At 73.8% G+C, this 25,401-nt stretch carries 22 protein-coding genes and 2 pseudogenes; 16 read left to right on the forward strand and 8 right to left on the reverse strand.

Annotated features, from left to right (window positions below; genetic code table 11):
* Positions 1-417: 417 nt before the first annotated feature.
* Entirely contained in the window at positions 418-1,377 is a 960-nt protein-coding gene (locus QMF80_RS06550; protein WP_283450405.1) for a helix-turn-helix transcriptional regulator, read from the reverse strand.
* A 62-nt stretch (positions 1,378-1,439) separates the two neighbouring features.
* Here QMF80_RS06550 and QMF80_RS06555 point away from each other — a divergent pair, with 62 nt between their 5' ends.
* From QMF80_RS06555 to QMF80_RS06570, 4 genes are all read left to right on the forward strand, one after another.
* Positions 1,440-3,122, forward strand: coding sequence for an MFS transporter (locus QMF80_RS06555; protein ID WP_502962781.1), 1,683 nt, complete (start codon positions 1,440-1,442; stop codon positions 3,120-3,122).
* A gap of 133 nt (positions 3,123-3,255) precedes the next feature.
* A complete protein-coding gene (locus QMF80_RS06560) occupies positions 3,256-4,017 on the forward strand; it encodes a DeoR/GlpR family DNA-binding transcription regulator (protein WP_283450408.1) in 762 nt (253 codons plus the stop codon).
* Positions 4,014-4,967: a 1-phosphofructokinase gene (gene pfkB, locus QMF80_RS06565; protein WP_283450409.1), complete on the forward strand. Its 954-nt coding sequence runs from the start codon at positions 4,014-4,016 to the stop codon at positions 4,965-4,967. The genes QMF80_RS06560 and pfkB overlap by 4 nt, the downstream gene beginning before the upstream one ends.
* Positions 4,964-7,051 carry a PTS fructose transporter subunit IIABC gene (locus QMF80_RS06570; RefSeq protein ID WP_283450412.1) on the forward strand — a complete coding sequence of 696 codons (2,088 nt, stop codon included), beginning with the start codon at positions 4,964-4,966 and terminating at the stop codon, positions 7,049-7,051. The genes pfkB and QMF80_RS06570 overlap by 4 nt, the downstream gene beginning before the upstream one ends.
* A 144-nt stretch (positions 7,052-7,195) precedes the next feature.
* On the opposite strand, the gene QMF80_RS06575 is transcribed toward QMF80_RS06570, so the two are convergent.
* Entirely contained in the window at positions 7,196-7,963 is a 768-nt protein-coding gene (locus tag QMF80_RS06575) for a DUF6227 family protein (protein WP_283450414.1), read from the reverse strand.
* 192 nt (positions 7,964-8,155) lie between these two features.
* Between QMF80_RS06575 and QMF80_RS06580 the strand changes: the two genes are divergently transcribed.
* Positions 8,156-8,806, forward strand: coding sequence for a vitamin K epoxide reductase family protein (locus QMF80_RS06580; protein WP_283450416.1), 651 nt, complete (start codon positions 8,156-8,158; stop codon positions 8,804-8,806).
* 116 nt (positions 8,807-8,922) lie between these two features.
* Here the strand turns inward: QMF80_RS06580 and QMF80_RS06585 are convergent, their stop codons facing one another.
* Entirely contained in the window at positions 8,923-9,333 is a 411-nt protein-coding gene (locus QMF80_RS06585) for a rodlin (RefSeq protein WP_283450418.1), read from the reverse strand.
* A 268-nt stretch (positions 9,334-9,601) separates the two neighbouring features.
* Here QMF80_RS06585 and QMF80_RS06590 point away from each other — a divergent pair, with 268 nt between their 5' ends.
* Both QMF80_RS06590 and QMF80_RS06595 read left to right on the forward strand, forming a co-directional pair.
* On the forward strand, positions 9,602-10,072 hold the full coding sequence (locus tag QMF80_RS06590) for a hypothetical protein (RefSeq protein WP_283450419.1): 471 nt from the start codon (positions 9,602-9,604) through the stop codon (positions 10,070-10,072).
* Between the two features lie 143 nt (positions 10,073-10,215).
* The gene (locus QMF80_RS06595; protein WP_283450421.1) at positions 10,216-10,455 is read left to right on the forward strand and encodes a chaplin; all 240 of its coding nucleotides are present in this window, start codon (positions 10,216-10,218) and stop codon (positions 10,453-10,455) included.
* Positions 10,456-10,533: 78 nt separating this feature from the next.
* Here QMF80_RS06595 and QMF80_RS06600 read toward each other — a convergent pair whose 3' ends face one another.
* From QMF80_RS06600 to QMF80_RS06620, 5 genes and pseudogenes are all read right to left on the reverse strand, one after another.
* On the reverse strand, positions 10,534-10,878 hold the full coding sequence (locus QMF80_RS06600; RefSeq protein WP_283450424.1) for a hypothetical protein: 345 nt from the start codon (positions 10,876-10,878) through the stop codon (positions 10,534-10,536).
* Positions 10,879-11,072: 194 nt separating this feature from the next.
* Positions 11,073-12,272: a chaplin gene (locus QMF80_RS06605; RefSeq protein ID WP_283450427.1), complete on the reverse strand. Its 1,200-nt coding sequence runs from the start codon at positions 12,270-12,272 to the stop codon at positions 11,073-11,075.
* 123 nt (positions 12,273-12,395) lie between these two features.
* Entirely contained in the window at positions 12,396-12,629 is a 234-nt protein-coding gene (locus QMF80_RS06610; protein WP_283450429.1) for a chaplin, read from the reverse strand.
* 260 nt (positions 12,630-12,889) lie between these two features.
* A complete protein-coding gene (locus QMF80_RS06615) occupies positions 12,890-13,300 on the reverse strand; it encodes a rodlin (protein ID WP_283450431.1) in 411 nt (136 codons plus the stop codon).
* Positions 13,301-13,418: 118 nt separating this feature from the next.
* A pseudogene (locus QMF80_RS06620) lies at positions 13,419-13,672 on the reverse strand (chaplin).
* Positions 13,673-13,968: 296 nt separating this feature from the next.
* Here QMF80_RS06620 and QMF80_RS06625 point away from each other — a divergent pair.
* From QMF80_RS06625 to QMF80_RS06665, 9 genes and pseudogenes are all read left to right on the forward strand, one after another.
* Entirely contained in the window at positions 13,969-14,964 is a 996-nt protein-coding gene (locus QMF80_RS06625) for a DUF3344 domain-containing protein (RefSeq protein ID WP_283450432.1), read from the forward strand.
* A gap of 154 nt (positions 14,965-15,118) precedes the next feature.
* Entirely contained in the window at positions 15,119-16,276 is a 1,158-nt protein-coding gene (locus QMF80_RS06630; protein WP_283450435.1) for a glycosyltransferase, read from the forward strand.
* Positions 16,273-17,781, forward strand: a complete 1,509-nt coding sequence (locus QMF80_RS06635) for an exopolysaccharide biosynthesis polyprenyl glycosylphosphotransferase (protein WP_502962782.1) — start codon at positions 16,273-16,275, stop codon at positions 17,779-17,781. Before QMF80_RS06630 ends, QMF80_RS06635 begins: the two co-directional genes overlap by 4 nt.
* A 2-nt stretch (positions 17,782-17,783) precedes the next feature.
* Positions 17,784-19,133 carry an O-antigen ligase family protein gene (locus tag QMF80_RS06640; RefSeq protein WP_283450437.1) on the forward strand — a complete coding sequence of 450 codons (1,350 nt, stop codon included), beginning with the start codon at positions 17,784-17,786 and terminating at the stop codon, positions 19,131-19,133.
* Positions 19,134-19,243: 110 nt separating this feature from the next.
* Positions 19,244-21,337 carry a murein biosynthesis integral membrane protein MurJ gene (gene murJ / locus QMF80_RS06645; RefSeq protein WP_283450439.1) on the forward strand — a complete coding sequence of 698 codons (2,094 nt, stop codon included), beginning with the start codon at positions 19,244-19,246 and terminating at the stop codon, positions 21,335-21,337.
* Positions 21,327-22,124 carry a polysaccharide deacetylase family protein gene (locus QMF80_RS06650; protein ID WP_283450440.1) on the forward strand — a complete coding sequence of 266 codons (798 nt, stop codon included), beginning with the start codon at positions 21,327-21,329 and terminating at the stop codon, positions 22,122-22,124. Before murJ ends, QMF80_RS06650 begins: the two co-directional genes overlap by 11 nt.
* Positions 22,121-23,269: pseudogene (locus tag QMF80_RS06655) on the forward strand (glycosyltransferase); the annotation flags it as partial. The gene QMF80_RS06650 and the pseudogene QMF80_RS06655, both read left to right, overlap by 4 nt.
* Positions 23,270-23,478: 209 nt before the next feature.
* Positions 23,479-24,252, forward strand: a complete 774-nt coding sequence (locus QMF80_RS06660) for a YveK family protein (RefSeq protein WP_283450444.1) — start codon at positions 23,479-23,481, stop codon at positions 24,250-24,252.
* Entirely contained in the window at positions 24,249-25,391 is a 1,143-nt protein-coding gene (locus tag QMF80_RS06665) for a GNAT family N-acetyltransferase (protein ID WP_283450445.1), read from the forward strand. Before QMF80_RS06660 ends, QMF80_RS06665 begins: the two co-directional genes overlap by 4 nt.
* Positions 25,392-25,401: the final 10 nt, after the last annotated feature.

A 25,401-nucleotide genomic window follows, 5' to 3' on the forward strand; every position in this document is an offset into this window, starting at 1 on the left:
CGAGGCCTTCAAAAGGTCATCGACCCGCACGTACAGTGCAGTTGCGAGGGTGTCCATATCGGTCGTCACACATCGAGGGTGGACACCCTCGCGTCCGTGCCGCTACCCCTTGGAATCAATCATCTAGCCCCCCCATACGGCCCCGGTACCTATCCCCCCCAGGTACCGGGGCTCCCCCTTTCCCCCGCACGGCCGCCTCATTCGCCGCCGGGTCCGGCCGGCCTCCGGCGGCGCCTCAATCGCCGGCGGGGCTGAGTTTGCCCCGCGGGACTAGCGAAGCCCAGGCGGGCCATTCCAGCCCGCCGAGCACAGGGCCCGCCATCTCAGCCCGCCCGGCGTTTGAGGGCCCGCCGGAGGCCCCACCTGGCCGCGCCCGGGCGGAACCGGCCGCCCCCGGGCCGGGGGAACCGGCCGCCCCTAGCGGGCGACGGCCGCGGACGTCAGGCGCGTGCCCAGCGCACGCGCGGCGGCCGCCAGCGACGGCGGCCCGTCGACGGTGAACGGCAGCCCCGCCAAAGCGATCCGCACCGCCAGCCACTCCGGCGCATCCGCACAGGAGAACCGCACCCGGCACCCCCCACCCGGCAACGCCACCGCCGACCCCAACCACCCCGGCACCGCCTCCGGTTCGGCCTCGAACCGCAGGTCCACCTCATAGGCCGGCGTCCCGCCACCCCCGCCCCGCAGGCCCCGCTCCACGAACGCCACCGCGTCCATCGGCAGCTCCCTCGGTACGAACCTGGCCCCCGTCGCGAACGGCTCGCTCACCCGGTCCACCCGGAAGGTCCGCCAGTCGTCGCGGTCCAGGTCGAAGGCGACCAGGTACCAGCGCCATCCGGTGCTCACCAGCCGGTTCGGCTCGACCAGTCGCCGCGTACCGGCCCCGTCCGCCGCCCGGTAGGCGAACCGCAGCCGCTCCCGCCCGGCCGTCGCCGACGCCATCGTCGTCAGCGTCCGCGGGTCGATGCTGGCCCCGTCCCCCCGGGTCAGCGCGACGGTGGCCGCCTGGAGCGACCCCACCCGGTGACGCAACCGTGACGGCAGTACCTGCTCCAGCTTGGCCAGCGCCCGTACGGACGCCTCCTCGACCCCCTCGATGGCGTGCCCGGCCCCCGCCCGCAGCCCCACGGCGATCGCCACCGCCTCCTCGTCGTCCAGGACCAGCGGAGGCATGGCCGCCCCGGCCACGAGCCGGTAGCCTCCCTCCGCGCCCAGCGTGGCCTCCACCGGGTACCCGAGGTCCCGCAGCCGGTCGATGTCGCGCCTGATCGTGCGGGAACTGACCCCGAGCCGTCCCGCCAGCTCGCTCCCGGGCCATTCGCGGGGCGTCTGGAGCAGGGACAGCAGGGTCAGCAGCCGTGCCGGGGTATCGGTCATGGTTCAAGATTGCCAGGGAAGTAGGACACCACCTGACCTACATCCCGTCTAGGTTTCTCCCCATGAGCACGGAGACCTCCAAGACATCGCCCGAGAGCGAGACCGGGCCCGAACCAGCAGAGCGGACGACCGAAGCCCCCGCCGCACCCCACAGCATCGGCGCCGCCCCCCGCGCCGTCGGCGCCGCCCCCGACGCATGGGACCAGACGCCCCTCGACGCCAAGGCCGACCGCCGCCGCTGGCTGGCGCTCGCCATCGTGATGACCGCGGCCTTCATGGACCTGGTCGACGTCACGATCGTCAACATCGCGATACCCAGCATGCGGGGCGACCTCAACGCCTCCACCAGCGCCATCCAGTGGATCACCGCGGGCTACGCGCTCGCCTTCGCCGCGGGTCTGATCACCGGTGGCCGCCTCGGTGACATCTACGGCCGCAAGCGCCTCTTCCTCGTCGGCATCGCGGGCTTCACCGCCGCCTCGCTACTCTGCGGCATCGCCGCCAACCCGGCCATGCTCGTCTCCTCCCGGCTGCTCCAGGGGGTGATGGCCGCGATGATGGTGCCGCAGGTGCTCGCCATCATCCACGTCACCTTCCCCCCGCACGAGCGCGGCAAGGTCTTCGGCCTGTTCGGCGCGATCGTCGGGCTCGGCGCCGTCTCCGGCCCCATGCTCGGCGCGCTGCTCACCGAGTGGAACATGTTCGGCCTCGAATGGCGCCCGATCTTCCTGATCAACCTGCCGGTCGGCATCGCGGGCGTGATCCTCGGCCGCAAGTTCATCACCGAGTCCAAGGCCCCCAACGCCCTGCGCCTCGACCTGATCGGCGTCGTCATCGCCACCGCGGGCATGGTCATGCTCATCTACCCGCTCACCCAGGGCCGCGAGAACGGCTGGCCGCTGTGGGGCTTCCTGTGCATGGGCGCGGTCCCGTTCCTGATCGCCGGGTTCATCGCGTACGAGAAGTACAAGATCCGCAAGGACGGCTCGCCGCTCGTCGAGCTGTCCCTGTTCAAGGTCAAGAGCTTCGCGGCGGGCATCGCCGTCCAGCTCACCTTCGGCATCGCGACCGGCATCTTCTTCCTGGTCTGGACGCTGTACATGCAGATGGGCCTCGGCTGGAGCGCGCTGCGCGCGGGCACCACCGGCATCCCCTTCTCCATCGCCGTCTCGGCCGCCGCGGGCCTCTCCGTGCAGAAGCTGGTGCCGCGCTTCGGCCGCAAGGTGCTCCAGGCGGGCGCCCTGACCATGGCCGCGGGCCTGCTCCTCTACATCTGGGAGTCCCAGCACTTCGGCATGGGCATCGCCTCCTGGCAGATGGCCGCGCCGCTGGTCGTGATGGGCATCGGCATGGGCCTGATCGTGGCGCCGCTGACCGACACGGTCCTCTCCGAGGTACCGCGCGAGCACGCCGGTTCCGCCTCCGGCCTGATCAACACCACCGGCCAGATGGGCAACGCGCTGGGCCTCGGCCTCACCTCGGTCCTCTACTTCGGCGTGATCGACGACGATACGGTCTTCGGGCCGCAGTACGTCGACGCGTTCCACAGCGCGCTGTGGTGGGTGGTCGCGGTCCTCGTCGTGATCTTCGCGGTGATGTTCGCGCTGCCGCGCAAGCAGGCGACCGCCGCCCACGAGGGCACCGGCCCGGTCGACGGCCCGGTCGATGACGCGGTCGGCGTCGCGGGCGATGACGCCGGCGACGGAGACCCCGTCATCAGCCCGGAGAAGGTCCCGGTGGCCTAGGTCGTCCGGCCCCTTTTCGCGGACATGCCCGCCTTTGGTGGCGGGCATGTCCGTTTTTTATTGTTTCGAGTCCGGTGTGGGCGTAAGATCAAGGAAACCCACTGAGTCGGGCATCGAACGGACGTAAAACCACATGTACGCACCGGAGCGCCAGCAGGAGATCCTCCGCCTCGCCCGCGAGGCCGGGCGGGTCGACGTCCTCTCCCTCGCCGAGCGGTTCCAGGTCACCGCCGAGACCGTACGCCGCGACCTCACCGCCCTGGACCGGGCCGGACTCGTCCGCCGCGTCCACGGCGGGGCCATCCCGGCCGGGCGCCTGGACTTCGAGCCCGACCTGACCGAGCGGGAGTCCACCGCCGCCGACGAGAAGGACCGCATCGCGGCCGCCGCCCTCGCCGAGCTGCCCGACGGCGGCAGCGTGATCCTCGACGCGGGCAGCACCGTCGCCCGCCTCGCGGCCGCCATCCCCGTCGACACCGCGCTCACCGTGGTCACCCACGCGCTGCCCGTCGCCGCCCGGCTCGCCGACCACACCGGCATCGACCTGCACCTCGTCGGCGGCCGCGTCCGCCACCGGACCCGGGCCGCCGTCGACGCCTGGGCGCTGCGCGCGTACGCCGAGATCCGCGCCGACGTCCTCTTCCTCGCCGCGAACGGCTTCACCGCCGCCGGTGGTCTCACCACCCCCGACCTCGCCGAAGCCGCCGTCAAGCGCGCCGCCGTCGCGGCCGCCCGCCGCGTCGTGGTCCTGGCCGACTCCTCGAAGTCCGGCCAGGAGCAGTTCGCGTGCTTCGCCTCCTTCGCCGACGTGGACCTCCTCATCACGGACCAGGGTCTGACCCCCGAAGACAAGGCGGCGATCGAGGCCGCCGGTACGGAAGTTGTGCTCGTATGATCCTCACCGTCACCCCCAACCCCTCCCTGGACCGGACGTACGAGGTCCCCGCGCTGGACCGCGGTGCGGTCCTGCGCGCCACCGCCGAGCGGGTCGACCCCGGCGGCAAGGGCGTCAACGTCTCCCGCGCCGTCGCGGCCGCGGGCGTACGCACGACGGCGGTCCTCCCGCTGGGCGGCGCCCCCGGTACCCTCATCGCCGCACTCCTCGGCGCCCAGGGCGTGGACGTCACGGCGGTCAGCATCACCGGCCAGACCCGTTCCAACATCTCGGTCGCCGAACCCGACGGCACCCTGACGAAGATCAACGCGGCCGGTCCCGAACTCAGCGAAGCCGAATCCGGCCTCCTCCTCGACACCGTCCGCACCTGCGCCGGCGGCGCCGACTGGATCGCCTGCTGCGGCAGCCTCCCGCGCGGCCTGGCCCCCGAGTGGTACGCCGACCTGGTCACCCGGGCCCACGAGGCGGGCGCGCGGATCGCCCTCGACACCTCCGGTCCGGCCCTGACCGCCGCGCTGCGGGCCCGCCCGGACGTCATCAAGCCCAACGCCGAGGAACTCGCCGCCGCCGTCGGCCGCCCCCTGCCCACCCTGGGCGACGTGGTCAAGGCCGCCGAGGAACTGCGCGACCTGGGCGCCGGTGCGGTCCTCGCCTCCCTCGGCGCGGACGGCCAGCTCCTGGTGTCCGCCGAGGGCACGTACTACGGCACGGCGGCCGTCTCGGCGGTACGCAGCGACGTGGGCGCCGGTGACGCCTCCCTGGCCGGTTTCCTGATCGCGGGCGGCGCGGGCCCCGAAGCCCTCGCCTCCGCCCTGGCCCACGGCGCGGCCGCGGTCCAGCTCCCCGGCAGCGCCATGCCGACCCCCGCGGACCTGCGTCCCGACGCGGTCCGCGTCACCCAGGACATCCCCCTGGACCTCCCCCTGTCCGAACGGAGCGACGAGCGATGAGCGAGCCGACCATGATGATCACCGCGGAGCTGGTCGACCTCGACCTCGCCGCCGACTCCAAGGAAGCGGCGGCCCGCTCCCTGGCCCGGCGCATGCTCGCGCTGGGCCGGGTCACGGACCTGGAGGGCTTCCTCGCGGACGTGGCGGCGCGGGAGGCGCAGATGCCGACCGGGCTGGAGGGCGGGATCGGCATCCCGCACTGCCGCAGCGCGCACGTGTCCGCCCCCACCCTCGCCTTCGGCCGGGCCCCGGCCGGGGTCGACTTCGGCGCGCCGGACGGGCCCGCGGACCTGATCTTCCTGATCGCGGCCCCCGCCGGGGCGGACGACGCCCACCTGACGATCCTGTCCTCCCTGGCCCGCCGCCTGATGCGGCCCGAGTTCGTCGCCGCCCTGCGCTCCGCCACGACCCCGGCGGAAGCCGCGGCCCTGGTATCGGGCGACACCCCGGACTCAGGAGCCCCGTCGGCGCTTGCGGCGCACGATCCGGCCCCACCGGCCCCCGAGGCGAGTGACCCGCCCCCGCCGGCGCCCGAGGCGAGTGACCCGCCCCCGCCGGCGCCCGAGGCGCGGGGGACCGGAGAGGGCGGAGCGCCCTTCACGGTGGTGGCCGTCACCTCGTGCCCCACCGGCATCGCGCACACCTACATGGCCGCCGAATCCCTCCAGCAAGCCGCCGCCGCCGCGGGCATCACCCTCACCGTCGAAACCCAGGGCTCCGCCGGTTTCACCAAGCTCGACCCCGCCGCCATCGCCGCCGCCGACGCGGTCGTCTTCGCCCACGACGTGCCCGTCCGCGACCGTGCCCGCTTCGCCGGGAAGCCCACCGTCGACGTGGGCGTCAAGGCCGGGATCAACCGCCCCGCCGAACTCCTCGCGGAGGCCCGCGACAAGGCCGCCCGCGGCGAGAGCGGCGGGGCGGATGCCCCGAGGACCCCCGTGGACGAGGCGGGCGCACCGGGCGAGGGCTACGGCTCCAAGCTCCGCACCTGGCTCATGTCCGGCGTCAGCTACATGGTCCCCTTCGTCGCCGCGGGCGGCCTCCTCATCGCCCTCGCCTTCGCCATCGGCGGCTACGGCATCAACGAGGCCCCCTCCGTCGCCGAGCACTTCGTCTGGACCGAGTCCGCCAGCTGGGCGGCCCTGCTCTTCCAGACCGGCGGCCTCGCCTTCGGGTTCCTCGTCCCCGTCCTCGCCGGATACATCGCCTACGGCATGGCGGACCGCCCCGGCCTGGTCCCCGGCTTCGTCGGCGGCGCCGTCGCGCTCACCATCGACGCCGGGTTCCTCGGCGGTCTGATCGCCGGTCTGATCGCGGGCGGTACGGTCCTGGCCGTCCAGCGGGTGAGGGTCCCGGCCGCGATGCGCGGGATCATGCCGGTGGTGGTCCTGCCCCTGATCGGCTCGGCCGTCACCGCGTTCCTGATGTTCCTCGTCATCGGAAAGCCGGTCGCCTCGCTCCAGCAGGCCCTGACCGACTGGCTGTCCGGCCTCTCCGGCGCCAACGCGGTCATCCTCGGGATGATCCTCGGCATGATGATGTGCTTCGACCTCGGCGGCCCGCTCAACAAGGTCGCGTACGCCTTCGCCATCGGCGGTCTGGCCGCCCCCAACGAGGGCAGCCTGAAGGTCATGGCGGCCGTGATGGCCGCGGGCATGGTGCCGCCGCTCGCCATGGCGCTGGCCACCACCGTGCGCGGGAAGCTCTTCTCCAGGACCGAGCGCGAGAACGGCAAGGCCGCCTGGTTCCTGGGCGCCTCGTTCATCAGTGAAGGGGCCATCCCCTTCGCCGCGGCCGACCCGCTGCGGGTCATCCCCGCCTCCATGGTGGGCGGCGCGGTCACCGGAGCCCTCTCGATGGCCTTCGAGTGCACCCTGCGGGCCCCGCACGGCGGCATCTTCGTGATCCCGCTGATCGGCAACCCGCTGCTCTACCTGATCGCCATCGCCGCCGGTACGGGCGTCGCCGCGGGCCTGGTCATCCTCCTCAAGGGGATGCGCCGCACCGACCCGGCCACCACCGAGCCGGAGGCCGGGGCCGAGACCGAGACCGGGACCGGGACGAAGGTCGCGGTCGCCGCCTGACCCCGGCCCTCACCCTGGCGCCACCCTCACCCTGGCGCCACCCTCACCCTGGCGCCACCCTCACCCTGGCGCCACCCTCACCCTGGCGCCACCCTCACCCTGGCGCCACCGTCATCCCGGCGCCACCGTCATCCCGTCACACCGTCACCGCACCCGCGCGCGGAGCTCCATGGCTCCGCGCGCGGTGCTCTCGCTCTCGTACACCTCGCACATGTGCCGCCCGTCCGGCGTGGCCGTGTGCTCGACCTCCCACAGGCTCAGCTCGGTCCCGTCCAGCAGGACGAAGGCGTGCTCGTAGAGGGTGAAACCGGCGGCCCTGCCGTCCGCGAGGCACTGCCTGCCGCCGAAGGCCTGGGTGATCTGGTGCGCGTACGCCCCGCGCAGCAGGACGGCCACCTCCTCGCCCGGCCGGTCGGCGTTCTCCGCGCGGCGCAGCACCCGGCGGGCGTGGTCGGCGGACTGCTCCACCGCGTACTCCCGGCGGAGCTGGACCGGGCCGGAAGCGGCGAGCAGGGCGCTCAGCGGGTCCTGGCCGGCCGCCTCGCCCTCGGCCTCCTCCAGCAGCGCGAAGTCCCGTACGGCGGCCGGGTCCTCGCCGAAGATCCGGACCGCGGCCAGGGCGGCCTCCGCACGGCTGACGAAGACCTCATGCCGCGTCACCCGGTCCTGCTCCAGCCGGTACGCCAGCTCCCACAGGGTCACCGCCCCGCCGTCGGAAAGCAGGTAGGCGTGCTGGTGGGTCTCCCGCCAGTGACCCGCGGCCGGTCCGTGGTGCGTGCTGTGGAGCGAAGAGCTGTGGGCGAGCGCCGTGCCGAGGCGCTCGACCAGCCGGTCGGGCAGGTCGAAGGAGTTGAGGGCGCGGCCCAGGAGTCGGTCGAGGTGGGCCTCGGTTGTCTCGTACGGATCGCTCAAGGTGGGTCTCCAGGCCGTCGCAGCTTGTCACTTCGCGGACGCTCAACGTAGCCCCTGGGTCTGACATTACGTCCGGGGTTCGGTAAAACGTCCGGGAAGTATCAGGGGTTCCCGGCCCTTCAATCGGTCAACTTGCGTACGAATAGCGACGGTTCGCCACTATCAATGGCGAAGTGCGGGACTATGGGACACATGGCAACGAATACAGTGGGCGTCCCCCGCCAGCAGGGGCAGACCCGCGCTCCACACGAAGGCGAACCGGGAGAACCGGTCGCGTCCCCCCGCGCGCTGGCCTGGCTGCTGGTGCTGACGGGGGCGGCGGGGCTGCTGGCCGCCTGGGTGATCACCCTCGACAAGTTCCTCCTGCTGGAGGATCCCGACTTCAAGCCCGCGTGCAGCCTCAACCCGGTCGTCTCCTGCGGCAGCGTCATGCGGAGCGACCAGGCGGCCGTCTTCGGCTTCCCCAACCCGATGCTGGGGCTGGCCTGTTACGCCGTCGTGGTGTGCGTCGGCATGGGCCTGCTGGCCGGCGCCCGCCACCGCGGCTGGTTCTGGCTGGGTCTGAACGCGGGCACCCTGTTCGGCGTCGGCTTCTGCACCTGGCTGATGGCGCAGTCGCTGTACGAGATCAACGCGCTGTGCCTGTGGTGCTGTCTGGCCTGGGTGGCGACGCTGGTCATGTTCTGGGCGGTGACGGCGCACACCGTTCGCACGGGCGTCCTGCCCGCCCCCGGTCCGGTGAAGGGATTCTTCACCGAATTCGGCTGGGCCCCGCCCGTGCTGCACGTCGGCGTGATCGGGATGCTGATCCTGACCCGCTGGTGGGAGTTCTGGACGAGCTGACGCGAGGGCGCCGCGGCAGCGGCGGCACGGCGAGGGCCCCGGCGGCTGGACGCTGCCGGGGCCCTGTCACTTCGCTCCACGGGCGCGGGGGCCCGGACCGTAATCGAGAGCGGAGATCAGCTGCCCGCGGAGAGGTTGCCCGAGAGGATCGGGATGTTGTCCAGGATGTGCGAGAGGGACTCGTCGCCCTTGGCCTGGGTGGAGTTCTCGGTGCACTGCTGGGTCATCGGGTTGGACAGGATGGGGATGTCCTGGACGCCGACGTTGGCCAGGCCCACCAGCGACTGGACGTTGATCTTGGCCGGCAGGGCGACGCAGGGCTTGTTGGCGCTGCCCTGGACCAGGCTGAGCTGCGGGCTCATGTCGCCGTAGGTCTTCTGGTTGCCGTACACCTGGGACGAGCCGTTGCCGTTGACCGTGTTGACGCCGTTGTCGTTGCCGATGGCCAGGGCGGGGGCGGCCGTGGCGACACCCGCGGTGAGCACGGACGCGCCGATCAGGGTGGCCTGGACGAGCTTGTTCATCATGTTCCTTTTGTCGCACGAGTGCCCGCTAGTGGAGCGCCCTGATCAACTGCCCGGCCGGGGGGTTGGTTCCGCTGCTTCACTCAAACGGCCCGCTTGCGCGCGGGTTTTCCCCAGCCCGGGTGAGAGCGCTCCGGACGCTTGCGCGAAGCCCGTACGCAGCCAGTAGGGATCAAGATCCGGTTGCGGTGCGTAGAACCTATTAGCACGGTGGGTGAAATAAGTGGACTTTCGTGGTCCGCCCCGGCCCGAGCACCCGTAAGGAACCGTCATGCACCGCACCAAGGCGTCCCGCGTCCTCGTCCCGTCGGCCCTCACCGCCGCCATACTGCTCGGCGCCGCGGCCCCGGCGAGTGCCCTCGACGGCGAGAAGGCGGCCGCGCTCACCGAACGGGTCGCCACGGTCCAGCAGCAGATCGACGCACGCGTCGCGGCGGCCGGTCCGATCGACGACCTCCTCGCGTCCCTCACCAAGACCATCGCGGACCTGCTGAAGACGCTGCAGGGCCTGATCCCCGACATCAAGCTGCCGGAGGTGCCCGGGGTCAAGCTCCCGGACATCAAGCTGCCCGAGGTGAAGATCCCGGACATCAAGCCGCCCAAGCTGCCCAACGTCCCCGCGATCCCGGCCGTCCCCGGGGTCCCGGCGGTTCCGGCCGTCCCTACGGTCCCGGGCGCGCCCGCGGTGACACCCGCGGTACCCGACATTCCCGACATTCCCGACATCCCTGGCCTCGGCTGACCGGGCGAGTCCATGGCGCGTTACGACTATTGGGCTGAACAGGTCTGATCGCGCCCCTCGCCGTGTCGTTCTGGGCGCTGGACCGTTTCGCTCGGTGTGAGCCCCGGTACGGGGCAGAACATCGAACAGAAGGTGCAATTCCCATGAACTCTGCCAAGAAGGCCGCCCTGGTCATGGCCGCCGCTGGTCTCGCCGCGGCCGGTGCCGCCGGTTCCGCCGCTGCCGACGCCTCGGCCGAGGGTGCGGCCGTGGGCTCCCCCGGTGTCCTGTCGGGCAACCTCGTTCAGGTCCCGGTTCACATTCCGATCAACGTCTGCGGTAACTCCGTGAACGCCGTCGGCGCCCTGAACCCGGCATTCGGCAACGTCTGCATCAACGACTGACGCCAGCCACCGCATGTGACTGTGGGCGCCACCGGCATCGCCGGTGGCGCCCACAGTCGTTTGCCCGGGTGCGGGGACTCAGCCCTGGCCGCCGTTGAGCTTCACGCCACCCAGCATCGGGGTCAGCTTGGTGGCCGAGTTGGCGGCGCCCAGTACCTCGGTCGGCCCAGCGTTGCGCAACTTGTTCACCTTCTGCGCGGTGCCCACCACCTTGCCCACGGTGTCGCCCTGCTCGGCCAGCCCGTTGCCCAGGGTCTGCGGGAGTGAGGCGGAGATCGGCGCGGCCGCGTTGAGCACCTCGGTCGCCCCGCTCGTGAGGCTCATGGGCGGCAGCGCTCCCGGCTCGGCCGCGAAGGCCGGGGTCACGGCGCCGAGGGCGGCGACGGAGCCTGCGAGAACAGCGGCGACCTTCGTGTACTTCATTATCGAAATCCTTTTCCAGCGACGACCGGCGCGTCACTTTCGCCCTGGGTAACGATTCCTGGCGGCTACGGAAACTCTGTTGCCCGAACTGTCCGGAAGTTCCTCGAACGCGAGGCGAACGGTAAGACGAACGGCAACGGCCGGAGAATCCGCTGGGGATTCTCCGGCCGCTATTTCTTCCTCTTGCCGTCCGGTCAGGAGATACGAGACCTGCGGTACAGGATCGACCCGCCGAGCAGCAGCGCCGCGGCGAGGGCGGCGGCGGCCGCGGGCTGGCCCGCGGCTCCCGTCTCGGCCAGCATCGGTCCGGCGACCGGTGCCGCGGGCATCTCGCGGACCGGAGCGGGAGCGGGCGCGGGGGCCGGCACCGGAGCCGGGAGCAGATGGATCGGGGCGTCCCCGGCCGGAGCGGCCGGGGGCTGGTCCACCGCGTGCACGGCCGGACGTACGGCCTCCGCTACGGGCGCCGGGGCGGGCGCGGGACGCGGCGCGGCGACGGGAGCCGGTGCCGGGGCGGGAGCCGCCGGGTGCTCGGCCATCTGGCTGCCGTGCCGCGGCGGCCGGGGGGCGGGGGCCTCCTCGGCCACCACGGGGGCGGGCGCGGGCGCCGGGGGCGGGGCGGTGGCGGCCTTGGAGCCGGGGGGCGGCCCGCCCTCCCACACGGGGGCGGGCAAGGGCTTCGGCGCGGGCGCCGCGTGGCGCGCGGGCGCGGGCTTCGGCTTGGCGTGCGCGGGCCCGTGCGCGGGGCGCGGCGCGGGAGCCTCGTGCACCGCGGGGGCCGGGGCGGCGCGGGGGTGTTCGTCGCAGTCCTCCTCCGGACCGCCGGAGCCCGTGGAGCCGCCCGGGCCCCCGCGGTGCTCGGGACCGCGCTGCTCGGGGCCGCGCTGCTCGGGCATCCGGTGCCGGCCGGTGCCCGCGCGCTGCTCGTCCCGCTCGCGCCGCTCGTCGGCGTGGTCGTCGCGCTCTTCACCACGCTCTTCACCACGCTCGTCGGCGGGGCCGCCGGCGTGCTGGTCGCCCCGCTCCTGGCCCCGCGCGTGCTCGTGCTCGTCGAGGTAGCGCTCCAGGGCCGCGGCGTGTTCCGGGCTCAAGTAGCGTTCGTACTCCGCGTAGTCGCCGGAGCGTCCGCCCCGGCCGTCCGCGGTCACGCAGGTGCTGCCCATGGAGGGGTTCAGCGCGGCCGCGCCGTCCACGCTGTTGCCGCAGACGTTCGGCGAGAACGTGATCGGTACCGAGACGCTGTTACCGGCGAGCACGCCCGGTGAGTGTGCGGCCTCGGCTGTCGCTCCGGGATGGGCGTAGGCCGCACCGGTCGCGATCGACAGCAGGCTCGACGCGGCCGCGGCCGTGAGCACTCCCTTGCCCAGTACTTTTCGGCTCAGTACCTGTCGCATGGGTCCTTCCCTGTCTACCGGCGGGGCCGCCGGTGCTGAATCGAAGGCGGCCCCGGAGTGCACCGCCGTGCACTCCGAGGCCACCCCGAGGAGGTCTTGTCCCTTAAGGGCTCAGGCGCTTCGTCAGGCGTTGACGCAGGTGTTGCCGAACGCCGGGTTCAGCAGCGCGATCACGTTGACCGTGTTGCCGCAGATGTTGACCGGGATGTGCACCGGCACCTGGAGCACGTTGCCGGACAGCACACCGGGGGAGCCGACGGCCTTGCCCTCGGCGTTGGCGTCCGCCATGGCGGGGGCAGCGGCACCCACGGCCATCAGAACACCGGCGGCCAGTACAACTGCCTTCTTGTACGTCATGAGAATTCCAGTCCTTTCCCGCAGGGGCGTATCCACTGCACAAATTACAACGAGCCGCGCCGGGAAAAGAAACCGCGAAAATCCAGGCAACCCGCGCGGCCCTGAGTCAATTCACCCCAATGCCTGGAGTGCGGGAATGCGCGGTATATACCCGGGCATTTTCGAGGGGCCGGAACGGATGTGCGTTCCATGCGGGGCGGACACAAGGGCGGGGCCGCCGCGACCCGAAGGTGCGACGGCCCCGACTGCGTGTTCCGCGATCAGCTGCCGGCGGAGGCGTTGCCGGAGAGGACCGGGATGTTGTCCAGGATGTGCGACAGCGGCTCGTCGCCCTTGGCCTGGGTGGAGTTCTCGGTGCACTGCTGGGTCATCGGGTTGGACAGGATGGGGACGTCCTGGATGCCGACGTTCACAGCGGCCACCAGCGACTGCAAGTTGGCCTTGGCGGGCAGGGCGATGCAGGGCTTGTTGAGGGAGCCCTGGACCAGCGCCATCTGCGGGCTCATGTTCCCGTAGGTGGCCTGGTTGCCGTAGATCTGCGCGGCACCGTTGCCGTTGACGGTGTTGACGCCGTTGTCGTTCCCGATAGCCATCGCCTGCGGGGCCATGGCCGCACCCATGCCCACGACGGAGGCGGCGACGGCCGCGGCGGCCATCATCTTCTTGATCACAATCGTCCCTTTTCTGCAAGATTGCCCGGTACAGGAGCACCCGGAACAACTGTCGTGTCCCGGGATGGGTTGCGCGGATTCACCCGGATGCCGACGTTTCGGGCGGCGCGGTTGACGGTCAGGCGTTCACACGGCTGGTGCCGAACGCCGGGTTCAGCAGGGCGATCAGGTTCACGGTGTTGCCACACGCGTTCACCGGAACGTCGACCGGGACCTGGGGCAGGTCGCGCTCAGGACGCCGGGGGATCCCGCGGTGGCACCGTGCGCCGAGGCGCCGTCGCCACCGTGGGCGGAGGCGAGGCCGGCGCCGCCCATCAGCACCGCGGCGCCCGCGACCGCCAGCGTGGTGCCGCGCGACAGCCTCTTCCCCATCTCCGTTATCCCTTTCGGTTCGAACAATGGTGCATCCCCATAACGACCTCCTCTGCGGGAGGGTGCGTGGTATCGCCCAAAAGGCCGTACGCGCGAGTCCGGCGTGATTTCCAGCTTGATTTCTGACAAAGTTCACTACTGTTTTGTCCCCTTGATCGAAAAATGGAGACAGGGTCATGGGTTCCTCCCGCAGAATCCTCGGTTCGCTCGCCCTGCTGTCCTGCCTCGCGCTTTCAGTGAACGTTTCTGCGGCCGGTGCCGCGGGCTCGCCCCCGAAGGCTCCCGCGCAACGGGAAATGACCCGTGTGCCCTTCACTCCGCGTTATCAGGCCCAGCTGCACGGCGGCCTCGTACGGGCTTCCAACGCGGGCATCAGCTGCCGCAAGGAGGAGTCCCCCCAGGCCGAGCCCTGCGAGGAGGTCAAGCGCGGCGCGGCCGGGGTCAACAGCGACTTCGACATGTTCTACACGGAGGTCGACAAGGACCCCGACACCTACAACTCCACCCGCGCCGAGCTGAAGGTCCCGCAGGGCGCGAAGATCGCGTACGCCCGTCTCTACTGGGGCGGGAACCTGCGCGTCGGGGAGCAGAAGCCGCCGGAGGACAGCGGCCGGGTGCTCCTGGCCGAGCCCGGGGGCGCGTACAAGGAAGTGCTGGCGGACACCGTGATCGGGCACCGCTCGGACGCGGGCAGCGATGCCTACCAGGCCTCGGCCGATGTCACCCCGCTGGTCCGCGAGGGCGGCGCCGGGATGTGGACGGTGGCGCAGATCAACATCGCCATGGGCAATTCGCCGGTGGGCGCGTGGGGCGGCTGGACGCTGGTCGCGGCCTACGAGCAGCCGCAGGAGCCGGTGCGCCGGGTCGCGGTGTGGGACGGCTTCGAGGAGCTGCGCGCCGGGGCCGGTCAGCAGGCCGCGGAAACGGTGGAGGTGTCCGGGGTGGACGCGCCCCCCGGGGCGGCGGGCCGGGTCGGGATGGTCGGTTACGACGGGGACCGGGGGGTCCTGGGGGACTCACTGACGGTGACCGCGGACAGCGGTCGGCGGTTGAACCTGAGCGACGGCGAAAACCCGTTCAATGACGTGATGAATTCGACGATCACTGATTTCGGGCATTCCGCTTCAGTACGACAGCCTGAAAATATGAATAATCTCGGATATGACGCGGACGTGTTCGATCTGAGTCCCGCCCTGTCCGGTGGTGCCCGCAAGCTGACTTTCCGCTTGACGGGCGAAAACCAGGGTCATTTCCTCGGCGTGCTCTTCGTTCAGACCGACGCGCGCCGCTGATCGCAGGAGACCGCTCCACGTGCCGTCAGACCGAGTATCAGACCATGCGCCGAATCCCGCTCCGCATCCCGCTCCGGACCGTGAGCCGGACCGCGCGCCGCATTCAGCGCGGCATTCCGCGCCGCATTGCGCGCCGGACCCCGCGCCGGAACGGATGACCGTCCTCCATCTCGTCCAGCCCGTGGAGGGCGGGGTCGCCCGGGTCGTCATCGACCTCGTCCGCGCCCAGAGCGCCGCGGGCATCCGCGCCGTCGTCGGCTGCCCGCCCGGCGGACAGCTCGCCGACGGCGCCCGGGAAGCCGGGGCCGAGGTGCTCCCCTGGCGGGCCGGGCGGGCCCCCGGGCCGGGGCTCGCCGCCGAGGTCGCGGGCGCCGTCCGGCTGGTCCGCCGGGTCCGGCCCGACCTGCTGCACGCGCACAGCGCCAAGGCGGGCCTCGCCGGACGGCTCGCCGTGCGCGGGACGCTGCCCACCGTCTTCCAGCCGCACGCCTGGTCCTTCGACGCGGCCACGGGCGCCACCGGCGCGCTCGCCCTGCGCTGGGAGCGCTTCGCCGCCCGCTGGGCCGACCGGGTGCTCTGTGTCAGCGAGGCGGAACGGCGCGCGGGCGAGGCCGCGGGCATCACCGCCCGCTGGTCGGTCGTCCGCAACGGGGTGGACCTCGACCACTTCCGCCCCGGCCGCGGCTCCCCGGCGGACGACCGGAAGGCCGCCCGCGCAGGACTCCCGCTGCCCGCCGGGTTCGCGGACGGCGCTCCGCTCGCCGTGTGCGTCGGCAGGCTCTGCGAGCAGAAGGGCCAGGACGTCCTGCTGCGCGCCTGGCCGGAGCTGCTCGGAGCGCTGCCCGGCGCCCGCCTGGTCCTGGTCGGCGACGGCCCCGACGCCGAGCGGCTGCGCCGGACGGCGCCGCCCGGGGTGTTCTTCGCCGGAGCCGCCCCGGACATCCGACCGTGGCTTCGGGCCGCCGATCTCGTTGTACTTCCGTCGCGGTGGGAAGGGATGGCGCTCGCCCCGCTCGAAGCCATGGCCTGCGGCCGCCCGGTCCTGGTCTCCGACGTCAGCGGCGCCCGGGAGAGCCTGCCGCCGGGCCAGGGCCGGTTGTGCCTGGTGCCGCCGGAGGACCCGACGGCGCTCGCCAAGGCGCTCGGCCTGCTGCTGGCCGAACCGCGGCTGCTCACCGAGCTGGGCGAGCAGGCGCGACAGCACGCGCGGACGGACTTCGACGTGCGGCGGAGCGCGGACGCGGTCACCGGTCTGTATCACGAACTGCTGGGCAGGCCCCGGCCCTTGAACCAGGAGCGCATCAGCCGATGACGATGGACAGCGCACACGCCCGGCCCACCGGGCAGAGCGGCACCGGGCCCGCGGGCACCACCGCGGTCCGGCGCTCCGCGGCCGCCATCCACCCGCCGCGCGGTCCCAAGGCCGAACAGGCCCGGCCCGCCCTGCGCCCGCAGCGGGTCCGCCGCCGGGACGGGGTCGGTGCGCTGCTGGCCGTGGACGTACTGGCCGCCGCGGCCACCGCGACGGCCCTTCCCGGCACCGGCCTGCCGGTCCAGGCCGCCGCTCCGATCGCGCTGCTCGCCGCGGCCCTGCACGCCCAGGCCGGGCTCTACCGGCCGCGCCTGGCACCCTCCGCGCTGCTCGAACTGCCCACGCTGGCGGGCCGGGCCGCCGTGCTGTGGTGCGGGGTCGCCGCCGTGGTCGCCGCCGCCGCGCCCCGTCAGGCCCTCGGCTGGGGCGTCCTGGTCACCTGTGTGAGCCTGCAGTTCGTCCTGGCCTGCGCGGGACGCGGGCTGGTGAACCAGCTGCGCCGCCGTACGGCCGTGCGCGCCCCCCGTTCCGCGCTGGTCGTCGGCCCCGGGGCCGGGGCGGGCGCGGTGGCCGCCGCCCTGCACGGGCGGCCCGAGTACGGCCTGCGCCCGGTCGGGCTCGCCGACACCGGCCCCGGCGCCGAAGGCGCCGCCGGGGCCGGTCTGCCCGTACTGGTCACCCACGAGGACATCCGGCGCGCCGTCATCCAGAACTCCGTGCGCCACGCGGTCTTCACCCGCCCGCCGGAGGCCGACGAGCGCACCGCCTCCCTGGTGCGGCTCTTCCACGACCACGGGTGCAGGCTCTGGCTCGCCGACCCGGCCGGGACCGCCAAGGTCACCGGGATGCGGGTGGCGCGGCCCGCCGACCACCTGTGGGGTTACGCCGTACAGCCGCTGCTGCCGCGCCCGGCCCGGCCGCTGGAGCGGCACGGCAAGCGGATCATCGACTCCACGCTCGCCGCCCTCGCGCTGTGCGCCGCCGCCCCCGTGATGGGCGCCTGCGCGCTCGCCGTACGTCTGGCCGACGGACCGGGGGTGATCTTCCGTCAGGAACGCGTGGGCCTGTACGGGCGCCCCTTCACCCTGCTGAAGTTCCGCACCCTGCGCCCCGCCGACGAGCACGAGTCCGCCACCCGCTGGACCGTCGCCAACGACAACCGGATGGGCCCGGTGGGCTCCTTCCTGCGCAAGTCCTCGCTCGACGAACTGCCCCAGCTGTGGAACGTCGTACGAGGTGACATGAGCCTGGTCGGACCGCGTCCGGAACGGCCCTTCTTCGTCGCGAAGTTCGCCAGCGTCCACCCCGGCTACGAGGCGCGGCACCGGATGCCCGTCGGCATCACGGGACTGGCCCAGATCAACGGGCTGCGCGGGGACACCTCCATCGAGGACCGGGCCCGCTTCGACAACCACTACATCGACACCTGGTCGCTCTGGCAGGACCTGTGGATCCTGGCCCGCACCGCGGCCTCCTTCTTCCGCTTCCGGCTCGGAGGCAGCTGAGCATGAGCACCGCCCACGCCCCCTCCCCGGTCCGCGTCCTTCCTCTCGGTGGTCCGGGGGCACTGCGCAGGCACTGGCCGCTGCTGCCGCTCGCCGCGACCGTACTGCTGCTGTGCGCCCCGCTCCCGGCGGGCGACGCGACCGCCTCCGGCAAGGTCACCCCGGCCGACGCCGCCTCCCTGCTGCTGGTGTTCTGCTGCGCGGTGCAGGTGCTGCGCGGGCAGACCCGACGGCTGAGCCCGCTGGGCGCGTTCCTGCTCGGGCTGCCCGCCGTCGGGCTGGCGGTCGCGACCGTGACCGCCGCCGATCCCTACGCCGCCCTGCCCGGGTTCGTGCGCTACCTCCAGGTGTTCGTACTGGTCCCGGGGGCGGTGGTGCTGCTGCTGCGCGACGCGCGGGAGTTCCGGCTCGCCGGGGGGTGCTTCGTGGTGCTGGCGCTGGTCCAGGGAGCGGTGGGCGTCGTCCAGTTCGCCACGCACACCGGAGCCTCGTACCAGGGCTCGGACATCCGGGCCGTCGGCACCTTCGGCCCCGGTGACGTCATGGGCATGGCCACCGTGGTGGCGTACGGGCTGATCATCGCCACCGCCGCCGCGCTGACTCCCACGCTGTCGCACCGGGTCCGGCGCACGGCCACCCTCTGCGCGCTGGCGCTGCTCGTCCCGCTCGGGCTGTCCTTCAGCCGGGGCGCGTGGATCGCGACCTTCGCCGCCGGGCTCGTCGTGATGCTGATGGCCGGGGTGCGGCGGGCGCTGAAGGTGCTCGTGGCGCTCGGGGCGGCCGGGGTGGTGCTGGTGGGCGGCCTCGGCTTCGGCTCCGAGATGATCGCCGAGCGGCTCGGCTCCATCACGCAGGTCTCCAGCGCCCCCGACCAGTCGGTGACCGACCGCTACACGATGTGGGCCGCCGCCGAATCGATGTGGCGGGAGCGGCCCGCCGCCGGGGTGGGCCTCAAGGGCTTCCCCGCCAACCGCGACAGCCACTCCTCGCTGGGGCTGTCCTCGGGCAGTGACACCGCGGGCGCGGGCCAGGCCTTCATCCGCCAGCCGCTGCTCTCCCCGCACAACATGTACCTGCTGGTCCTGAGCGAGCAGGGGCTGATCGGGCTGACCGCCCTCGCGGGCGGCTGGGCGGCGCTGCTGGTCGCCGGGGTACGACGGGTGCTCGCCCCGGACCCGAGCGCCCGCCGGATCCGGGACTGCGGCCTCGTCGCCGCCGGGCTGTTCGTCTGGCAGCTGACCGACTTCCTGTACGCCGACATCGGCGGCCCCTCGACCGTCCTCACCGGGGTGATCATCGGCCTGGCCGCCTGGTGGGCCCTGCCGTCCCCGGATGGCGCGGCCGCCGCGTGACCGATACGACGCCCGCGCCGGGCGCCCGGAGGCCCGCCCCCGCCCCAGCGGCGGGAGCGGGCCCCGCCCACGTCCCCCCCTCCGCCCCGCCCTTCCCGGACCGGCCTCCGGTGCGGGGCCACATCCTGGGCACGGGCCCGAACACCGGTCTGCGACCGGCCGGGTACGGGCCCGCCTCCGGCACCGCGGACCGGGCGGCCGGTCGTCCCGCGGGCCCCGGCAGCGCCCCGGGCCCCGCGGCTCCCGGGTCCGGCGCGCCCGTCGGGCCCGGACCCGGACCGGAGCAGGAACCCGCGCCCGAGCAGGAACCCGCGCCCGAGCAGGAACCCGAGCCCGCGCAGGTTCTGCGGGCCGGGCCGGGGGCGCGGCCCGCGGTGCGGCGGGGCGGGCACGGCGCCGACGGGCGGGGCCCCGGCTTCGCCGCCGCCGGGACCCGGGTCCAGGACCCGCCGGGCCCCGCCCCCGGCCGCGCTCCGCGGCGCCCCGGCCTCCCGGGCGGGGACCGGACCGTCCGCCGCGGCGGCGCCGGGGCCTTGGGCGCCGAGACCCCCGGGCCGGGGCGGGACGCGGGGCCGGGAGTCCGCGCGGAGCGGGACGGGGACGGCGCCGGGGCCGCTCCGCTCGGCCGGTTCCTCGCCAAGGCCGCCGCCGTGACGGCCGGGCTGACCGTCGCCGGGGCCGCCTTCGGGCTGTTCCGGGACCAGACCATCGCGCACCTCTTCGGCGCCGGGCACGACAGCGACGCCTTCCTGATCGCCTGGACCGTGCCCGAGATGGCCTCGACGCTGCTGATCGAGGACGCGATGGCGCTGCTGATGGTGCCCGCCTTCAGCCACGCCCTGGCCCGCCGCGCGGGCAGCCGGGCCGGGCTGACCCGCAAGGAGGCCCGCGCCCAGGACCCCGTACGGCTGCTGGTCGGGGCGACTCTGCCGCGCCTCGCCGTCCTGCTGGCCGTGGTGGCCTGCGTACTCGTCGTCGCCGCGCCGCTCGTCGTCGCCGTGCTCGCCCCGGGGCTGCCGGACCCCGAACTCGCCATCCAGTGCACCCGGCTGACCGCGCTCACGGTCCTCAGCTTCGGCATCGCGGGCTACTTCAGCGCCGCGCTGCGCGCCCACCGCTCCTTCGTCCCCCCGGCCGCGATCTACGTCGGCTACAACGTCGGGATCATCGGCGGCATGCTGGCCCTGCACGCCGTGTGGGGGGTGCGGGCCGCCGCCGCGGGCGTCGCCGTCGGCGGGCTGTTCATGATCCTGGTCCAGCTGCCCGCCTTCATCCGCAATGTCGGCTTCGGACCGCCCCGCGCCAACGGCGCCAGCCGCCGTCAGCAGGGCCGCGACCGGCCCACCCTGATCGCCTTCGGGGTGATCGCCCCGGTCATCTTCTTCGCGGTCTTCCGCCAGTCCCAGGTCCTGGTGGAGCGGTTCCTGGCCGCCTCCCTGCCGCCCGGAGCGATCTCGCACCTCAACTACGCGCAGAAGGTCGCGCAGATGCCGATGGTGCTCTCCCTGATGATCTGCACCGTCACCTTCCCCGTGGTCGCCCAGGCGATGGCGGGCGGCGAGCGGGAGAAGGCCCGGCGCCGGGTCGAGCAGGACCTCGCGCTCGCCTCCCTCGCCGTCCTCGTGGGCACCGCCCTCGTCATCGGGTACGCGCCCCAGATCATCCAGGTCCTCTTCGAACGCGGTGCCTTCACCCACCGGGACACCGAGGCCACCGCCTCCGTCATGCGGGTCTACGGCATCGGACTGCTCGGCCACTGCCTCGTCGGGGCGCTGTCCCGGCCCTTCTTCTCGACCGCCCGGCCCACCTGGTTCCCGGCGCTCGCGATGGGCGCCGGACTCCTCGTCAACATCGTCGCCGGGGCCTTCGCGGTGGGCCCGTGGGGGACCTACGGGATCGCCGCCGCCAACGCCGCCGGGATCTCCACCACCGCCGCCCTCCTGCTCACCGGCCTCGGCTCCCGGATCATCGCCATCCAGGTCCGCCGGGTCGCCACCAGCATCGGCCGCCTCTCCCTGGCCGCCGCCGCGGCCTGCGCCACCGGCTGGATCGCCGGACCGATGATCCCCGACCCGCTGCTCAGCGCAGCCCTCGGCTGCCTGCTGGTCCCGGCCATGTTCGGGGCCACCGGCATGGCCCTCCGGGCCCTCGAAATCACCGCCCTGCCCGCCCTGATCACCCAGAGGTTCCGTCATGTCCGCTGACCCCGACACGGCCGCCGCCGCGGCGGCCCCCGCCCGCAAGGGCACGCCCGCATCGCCGTGGGTGCTCATGTACCACTCGGTCGCCGAGTTCACCGATCCCGCCGAGGACCCGTACGGCATCACCGTGACCCCCGGCGCGCTGGAGGCCCAGCTGCTGTGGCTGCGGGCGCGCGGGCTGCGCGGGGTCTCCGTCGGCGAACTGCTGACGGCCCGGGCGCGGGGGCGGGGCGCCGGACTGGTCGGCCTGACCTTCGACGACGGCTACAGCGACTTCCTCACGCACGCGCTGCCGCTGCTCCAGCGGCACGGCTGCACCGCCACCCTGTTCGTGCTGCCCGGGCGGCTCGGCGTGGACAACGTGTGGGACCCGCTGGGCCCGCGCAAACCCCTGCTGAGCGCCGAGGGGATCCGCGTGGTGGCCGGGGCGGGCCAGGAGATCGCCTCGCACGGGCTGCTCCACCAGCACCTGACCGCCGTACCCGACGACGTGCTCCAGCAGGAGCTGCGCGGCAGCCGCGAACTGCTGCGGGAGCTGACCGGGACCCTGCCCGCCGGGTTCTGCTACCCCTACGGCTCCATCGACCGGCGCGTCGTCGAGGCGACACGGGCCGCCGGGTACCGGTACGCCTGCGCGATCGGCCCCGGGGCGCTGGAAGGCCCGTACGCGATGCCCCGCACCCACATCAGCCAGGCCGACGGCGGGGCCCGGCTGCGGATCAAGCGGCTGCGCCACCAGGCGGCCCGGCTGACCCGGATCGCCCGGGTCCGGCGGGCGGTGCGCGGATGAGCACCCCCACCTCCCTCAAGGCGCTGCACATCATCACCGGGCTCGGTGTCGGCGGCGCCGAGCAGCAACTGCGGCTGCTGCTGCGTCACCTGCCGATGCGGTGCGACGTGCTGACCCTGACCAACCCCGGGCCGGTCGCGGAGGGGCTGCGGGCCGACGGGGTCCGCGTGGTCAACCTCGGGATGCGCGGCAACCGCGACCTGGGGGCGCTGCCGAGGATGGTGAAGTTCATCCGGCGCGGCGAGTACGACCTGGTCCACACCCACCTCTACCGGGCCTGCGTGTACGGGCGGCTCGCGGCCAGGATCGCGGGCGTCGGCGCGACCGTGGCCACCGAACACTCGCTCGGCGAGGCCGAGATCGAGGGCCGCCCGCTGTCGGGCGGGGTCCGGGCCCTCTACCTGGCCAGCGAGAAGCTGGGCGCGGCGACGGTGGCGGTGTCGGACACGGTGGCCGCGCGGCTGGCGGACTGGGGGGTGCCCGCGGCCCGGGTGCACGTCGTACCCAACGGGATCGAGGCGGTCCGGTTCCGCTTCGACGAGTCGGTGCGCCGGGCCACCCGCACCCGCACGGGCCTGCCCGAGCGGGCGTTCGTGATCGGCGGGGTCGGGCGGCTGGTGCCCGGCAAACGCTTCGACGTCCTGGTCCGGGCGGTCGCCGCGCTGCCGGGCGCGCACCTGCTGCTGGCCGGGGACGGACCCGAACGCGCCAAGCTGCGGGCCCTCGCCGCCGAACTGGGGGCGCAGCACCGGATCCACCTGCTGGGCGAGCGGGACCCGCTCGGCGACAGCGCGGACGGGCGCACGCCCGGCATCCCCGCCCTGCTCGCCGCCATGGACGTCTTCGTCTCGCCGTCGCGCGAGGAGGCGTTCGGGCTGGCGGTGATCGAGGCGCTGGCCGCCGGGCTCCCGGTCCTGCACGTCACCTGCCCCGCGATCGACGACCTCCCGGCGGCCCAGGCCCCCGGCGCGCGCCGGATCGGGCCCGGCCGGGCGGAGCTGACCGCGGCCCTGCGCGGCCACATGGAGGCCGGCGCCCGCAGGCTCCCGCCGCCGCCCGTCGTACGCCGCTACGACATCGCCCGCAGCGCGGAACAGCTCCTGCACGTCTACGAGCGGGCGCTGGCCCCGCCCCGCGCCCCGGCCGCCCGCCGCCCCGGGGCCGGACCGGCCGCCGCCGGGCCCGGCGCCGCGGGGCCGCTCGCCGCCGGGCCCGTCATCGACGACCCGGACGCCGCCGGGCCCGCGGCCGGGGCGCGCGCGTCGGCCGACGACCCGGACGACACCGACCACCGGCCGCGCACACCGCGCGGGCCGGAATCCGAACTCCCCTCCACGAGGAAGTGAGCACGCACATGGCCGAGACCCCCGACCACAAGAAGACCGACCGCACGCCGGAGCAGAGCCCGGCGCCCCGCAGGCGGCGGGGGCACCGCGTGCGGGGGCGGCTGCGGCCGCTGCCCGTGTGGTGGCCGCTGCCCGCCTGCGCCCTGCTGGGCCTGGCCGCGGGCGGGGCGTACGGGGTGCTGAAGGCCCCCGAGTACGCCGCCACCAGCTACGTCGTCGCCGTCCCGGGCGCCAACACCGAACCGGCCACCGCCCTGGGCTTCGCCCAGGCCTACGGCCGTATCGCCACCAGCAGTTCCACCCTCGCCTACGCCCAGCCCCGGGCCGGGATCGCCGCCGAGCAGCTGCGCACCCAGGTCCGCGCCGAGACCTCCCCCGAGTCCCCGATGATCGCGATCACCGGCACCTCCCGGACCGCCACCGGGGCCGCCGACATCGCCAACGCGGTCGCCGACGCGCTGTCCCTGAGCAGCAACACGGCCGCCAAGAACACCGGCGTGCAGCTGCTCCTCTTCAACCAGGCCGTCGCGCCCACCGACCCGGCCTCCCCGTCCGCCCCGCTCAGCGGCGCGGTCGGCCTGTGCGCGGGCGGCCTGATCGGCGGCCTGTGGCTGCTGGCCCGGCCCGGCCGCAAGCGCCGCCGGGCGGACGGCACGGTCGCCGCGGACGGGGCAGTGACCGCGGCCGGACACGCCGAGTCCGGCTACGTGACCTCGCTGCCCGCACAGGGCGAGGCCGCCGACGCGGCGGCCTCCGCGAAGGAGAAGGAGTCGGTGCGATGAGCGCGGGCTCCACGGGGGTCCTGTCGGTGACGCTGTGCCGCGACCCCCGGCAGTTCGCCGGGCTGGAGGAGCCCTGGAACCGGCTCGTGCGCGCATGCCCCACCGCCACCCCCTTCCAGAGCCACGCCTGGCTGCACTCCTGGTGGCTGTCCTACGGCCGGGACGGGCGGCTGCGCGTCGTGCTGGTGCGGCGCGGGGGCGAACTGGTCGGCGCGGCCGCGCTGATGCTCGTACACCGGCCGCTCCCGCTGCTGGTCCCGCTCGGCGGGGGCATCACCGACTACTTCGACGTCCTGGTGGACGCGGAGTACGCCGACCAGGTCGTCCCCGCGCTCGCGCACGGCCTGCACCGGGCCGCCCGGGGCGCGGTGATCGACCTGCGCGAGGTACGGCCCGGGGCGGCCGCCGAGCGGCTGTACGGGGAGTGGCCCGGCGCCCGGACCCGGCTGGCCGACTCCACCTGCATGGAGTTGCCCGCGCTGCCCTTCGACGAGCTGGTCAAGCGGATGCCGAAGGCGGGCGCCCAGCGGGTGCGCGCCAAGCTCCGCAAGACCGACGCGGCGGGCATCGAGGAGCACGAGGTCACCGAGCAGGAAGTGCCGAGCGCGGTGCGGAACTTGCTGCGCCTGCACGAGAAGCAGTGGCGCGGGCGCGGGGTGACCCCCGAGCACCTCAAGCCGCGGTTCGCCGAGCACCTGACCCGGGCGACGCGGCGGATGGTGCGCTGCGGGGAGGGGCGGCTCACCGAGTTCCGGCTGGAGGGGAAGGTGGTCGCCGCGAACGTCACCCTGCTGTCGGCCGGGCTGAGCGGCGGCTACCTGTACGGCGCCGATCCCGGTCTGCGGGACCGGAAGGTGGACGTGGCGACGCTGCTGCTGCGCTACGAGACGGGGCGGGCACTCGCGGAGGGGCGGCCGGTGGTCAGCTTCCTGCGCGGGTCCGAACCGTACAAGAACCACTGGCGGCCCGAAGTCGTGGTCAACCAGCGGCTCCTGCTGGCCACGGCCCCGCTCGCGCCCCTGCTGCGACTGCACGAGTCGCAGCTGTCGGGGCGCGAGCGGGCGGTGGGCGCGCTACGCGAGTCCCTGCCCGCCGCCAGGGACTGGCGGGCCCGGCTGAACGAACTGCGCGTCCGGTGACCCGGGCGCC

It is taken from the genome of Streptomyces sp. G-G2, from assembly GCF_030063135.1.
Taxonomy (GTDB): Bacteria; Actinomycetota; Actinomycetes; order Streptomycetales; family Streptomycetaceae; genus Streptomyces.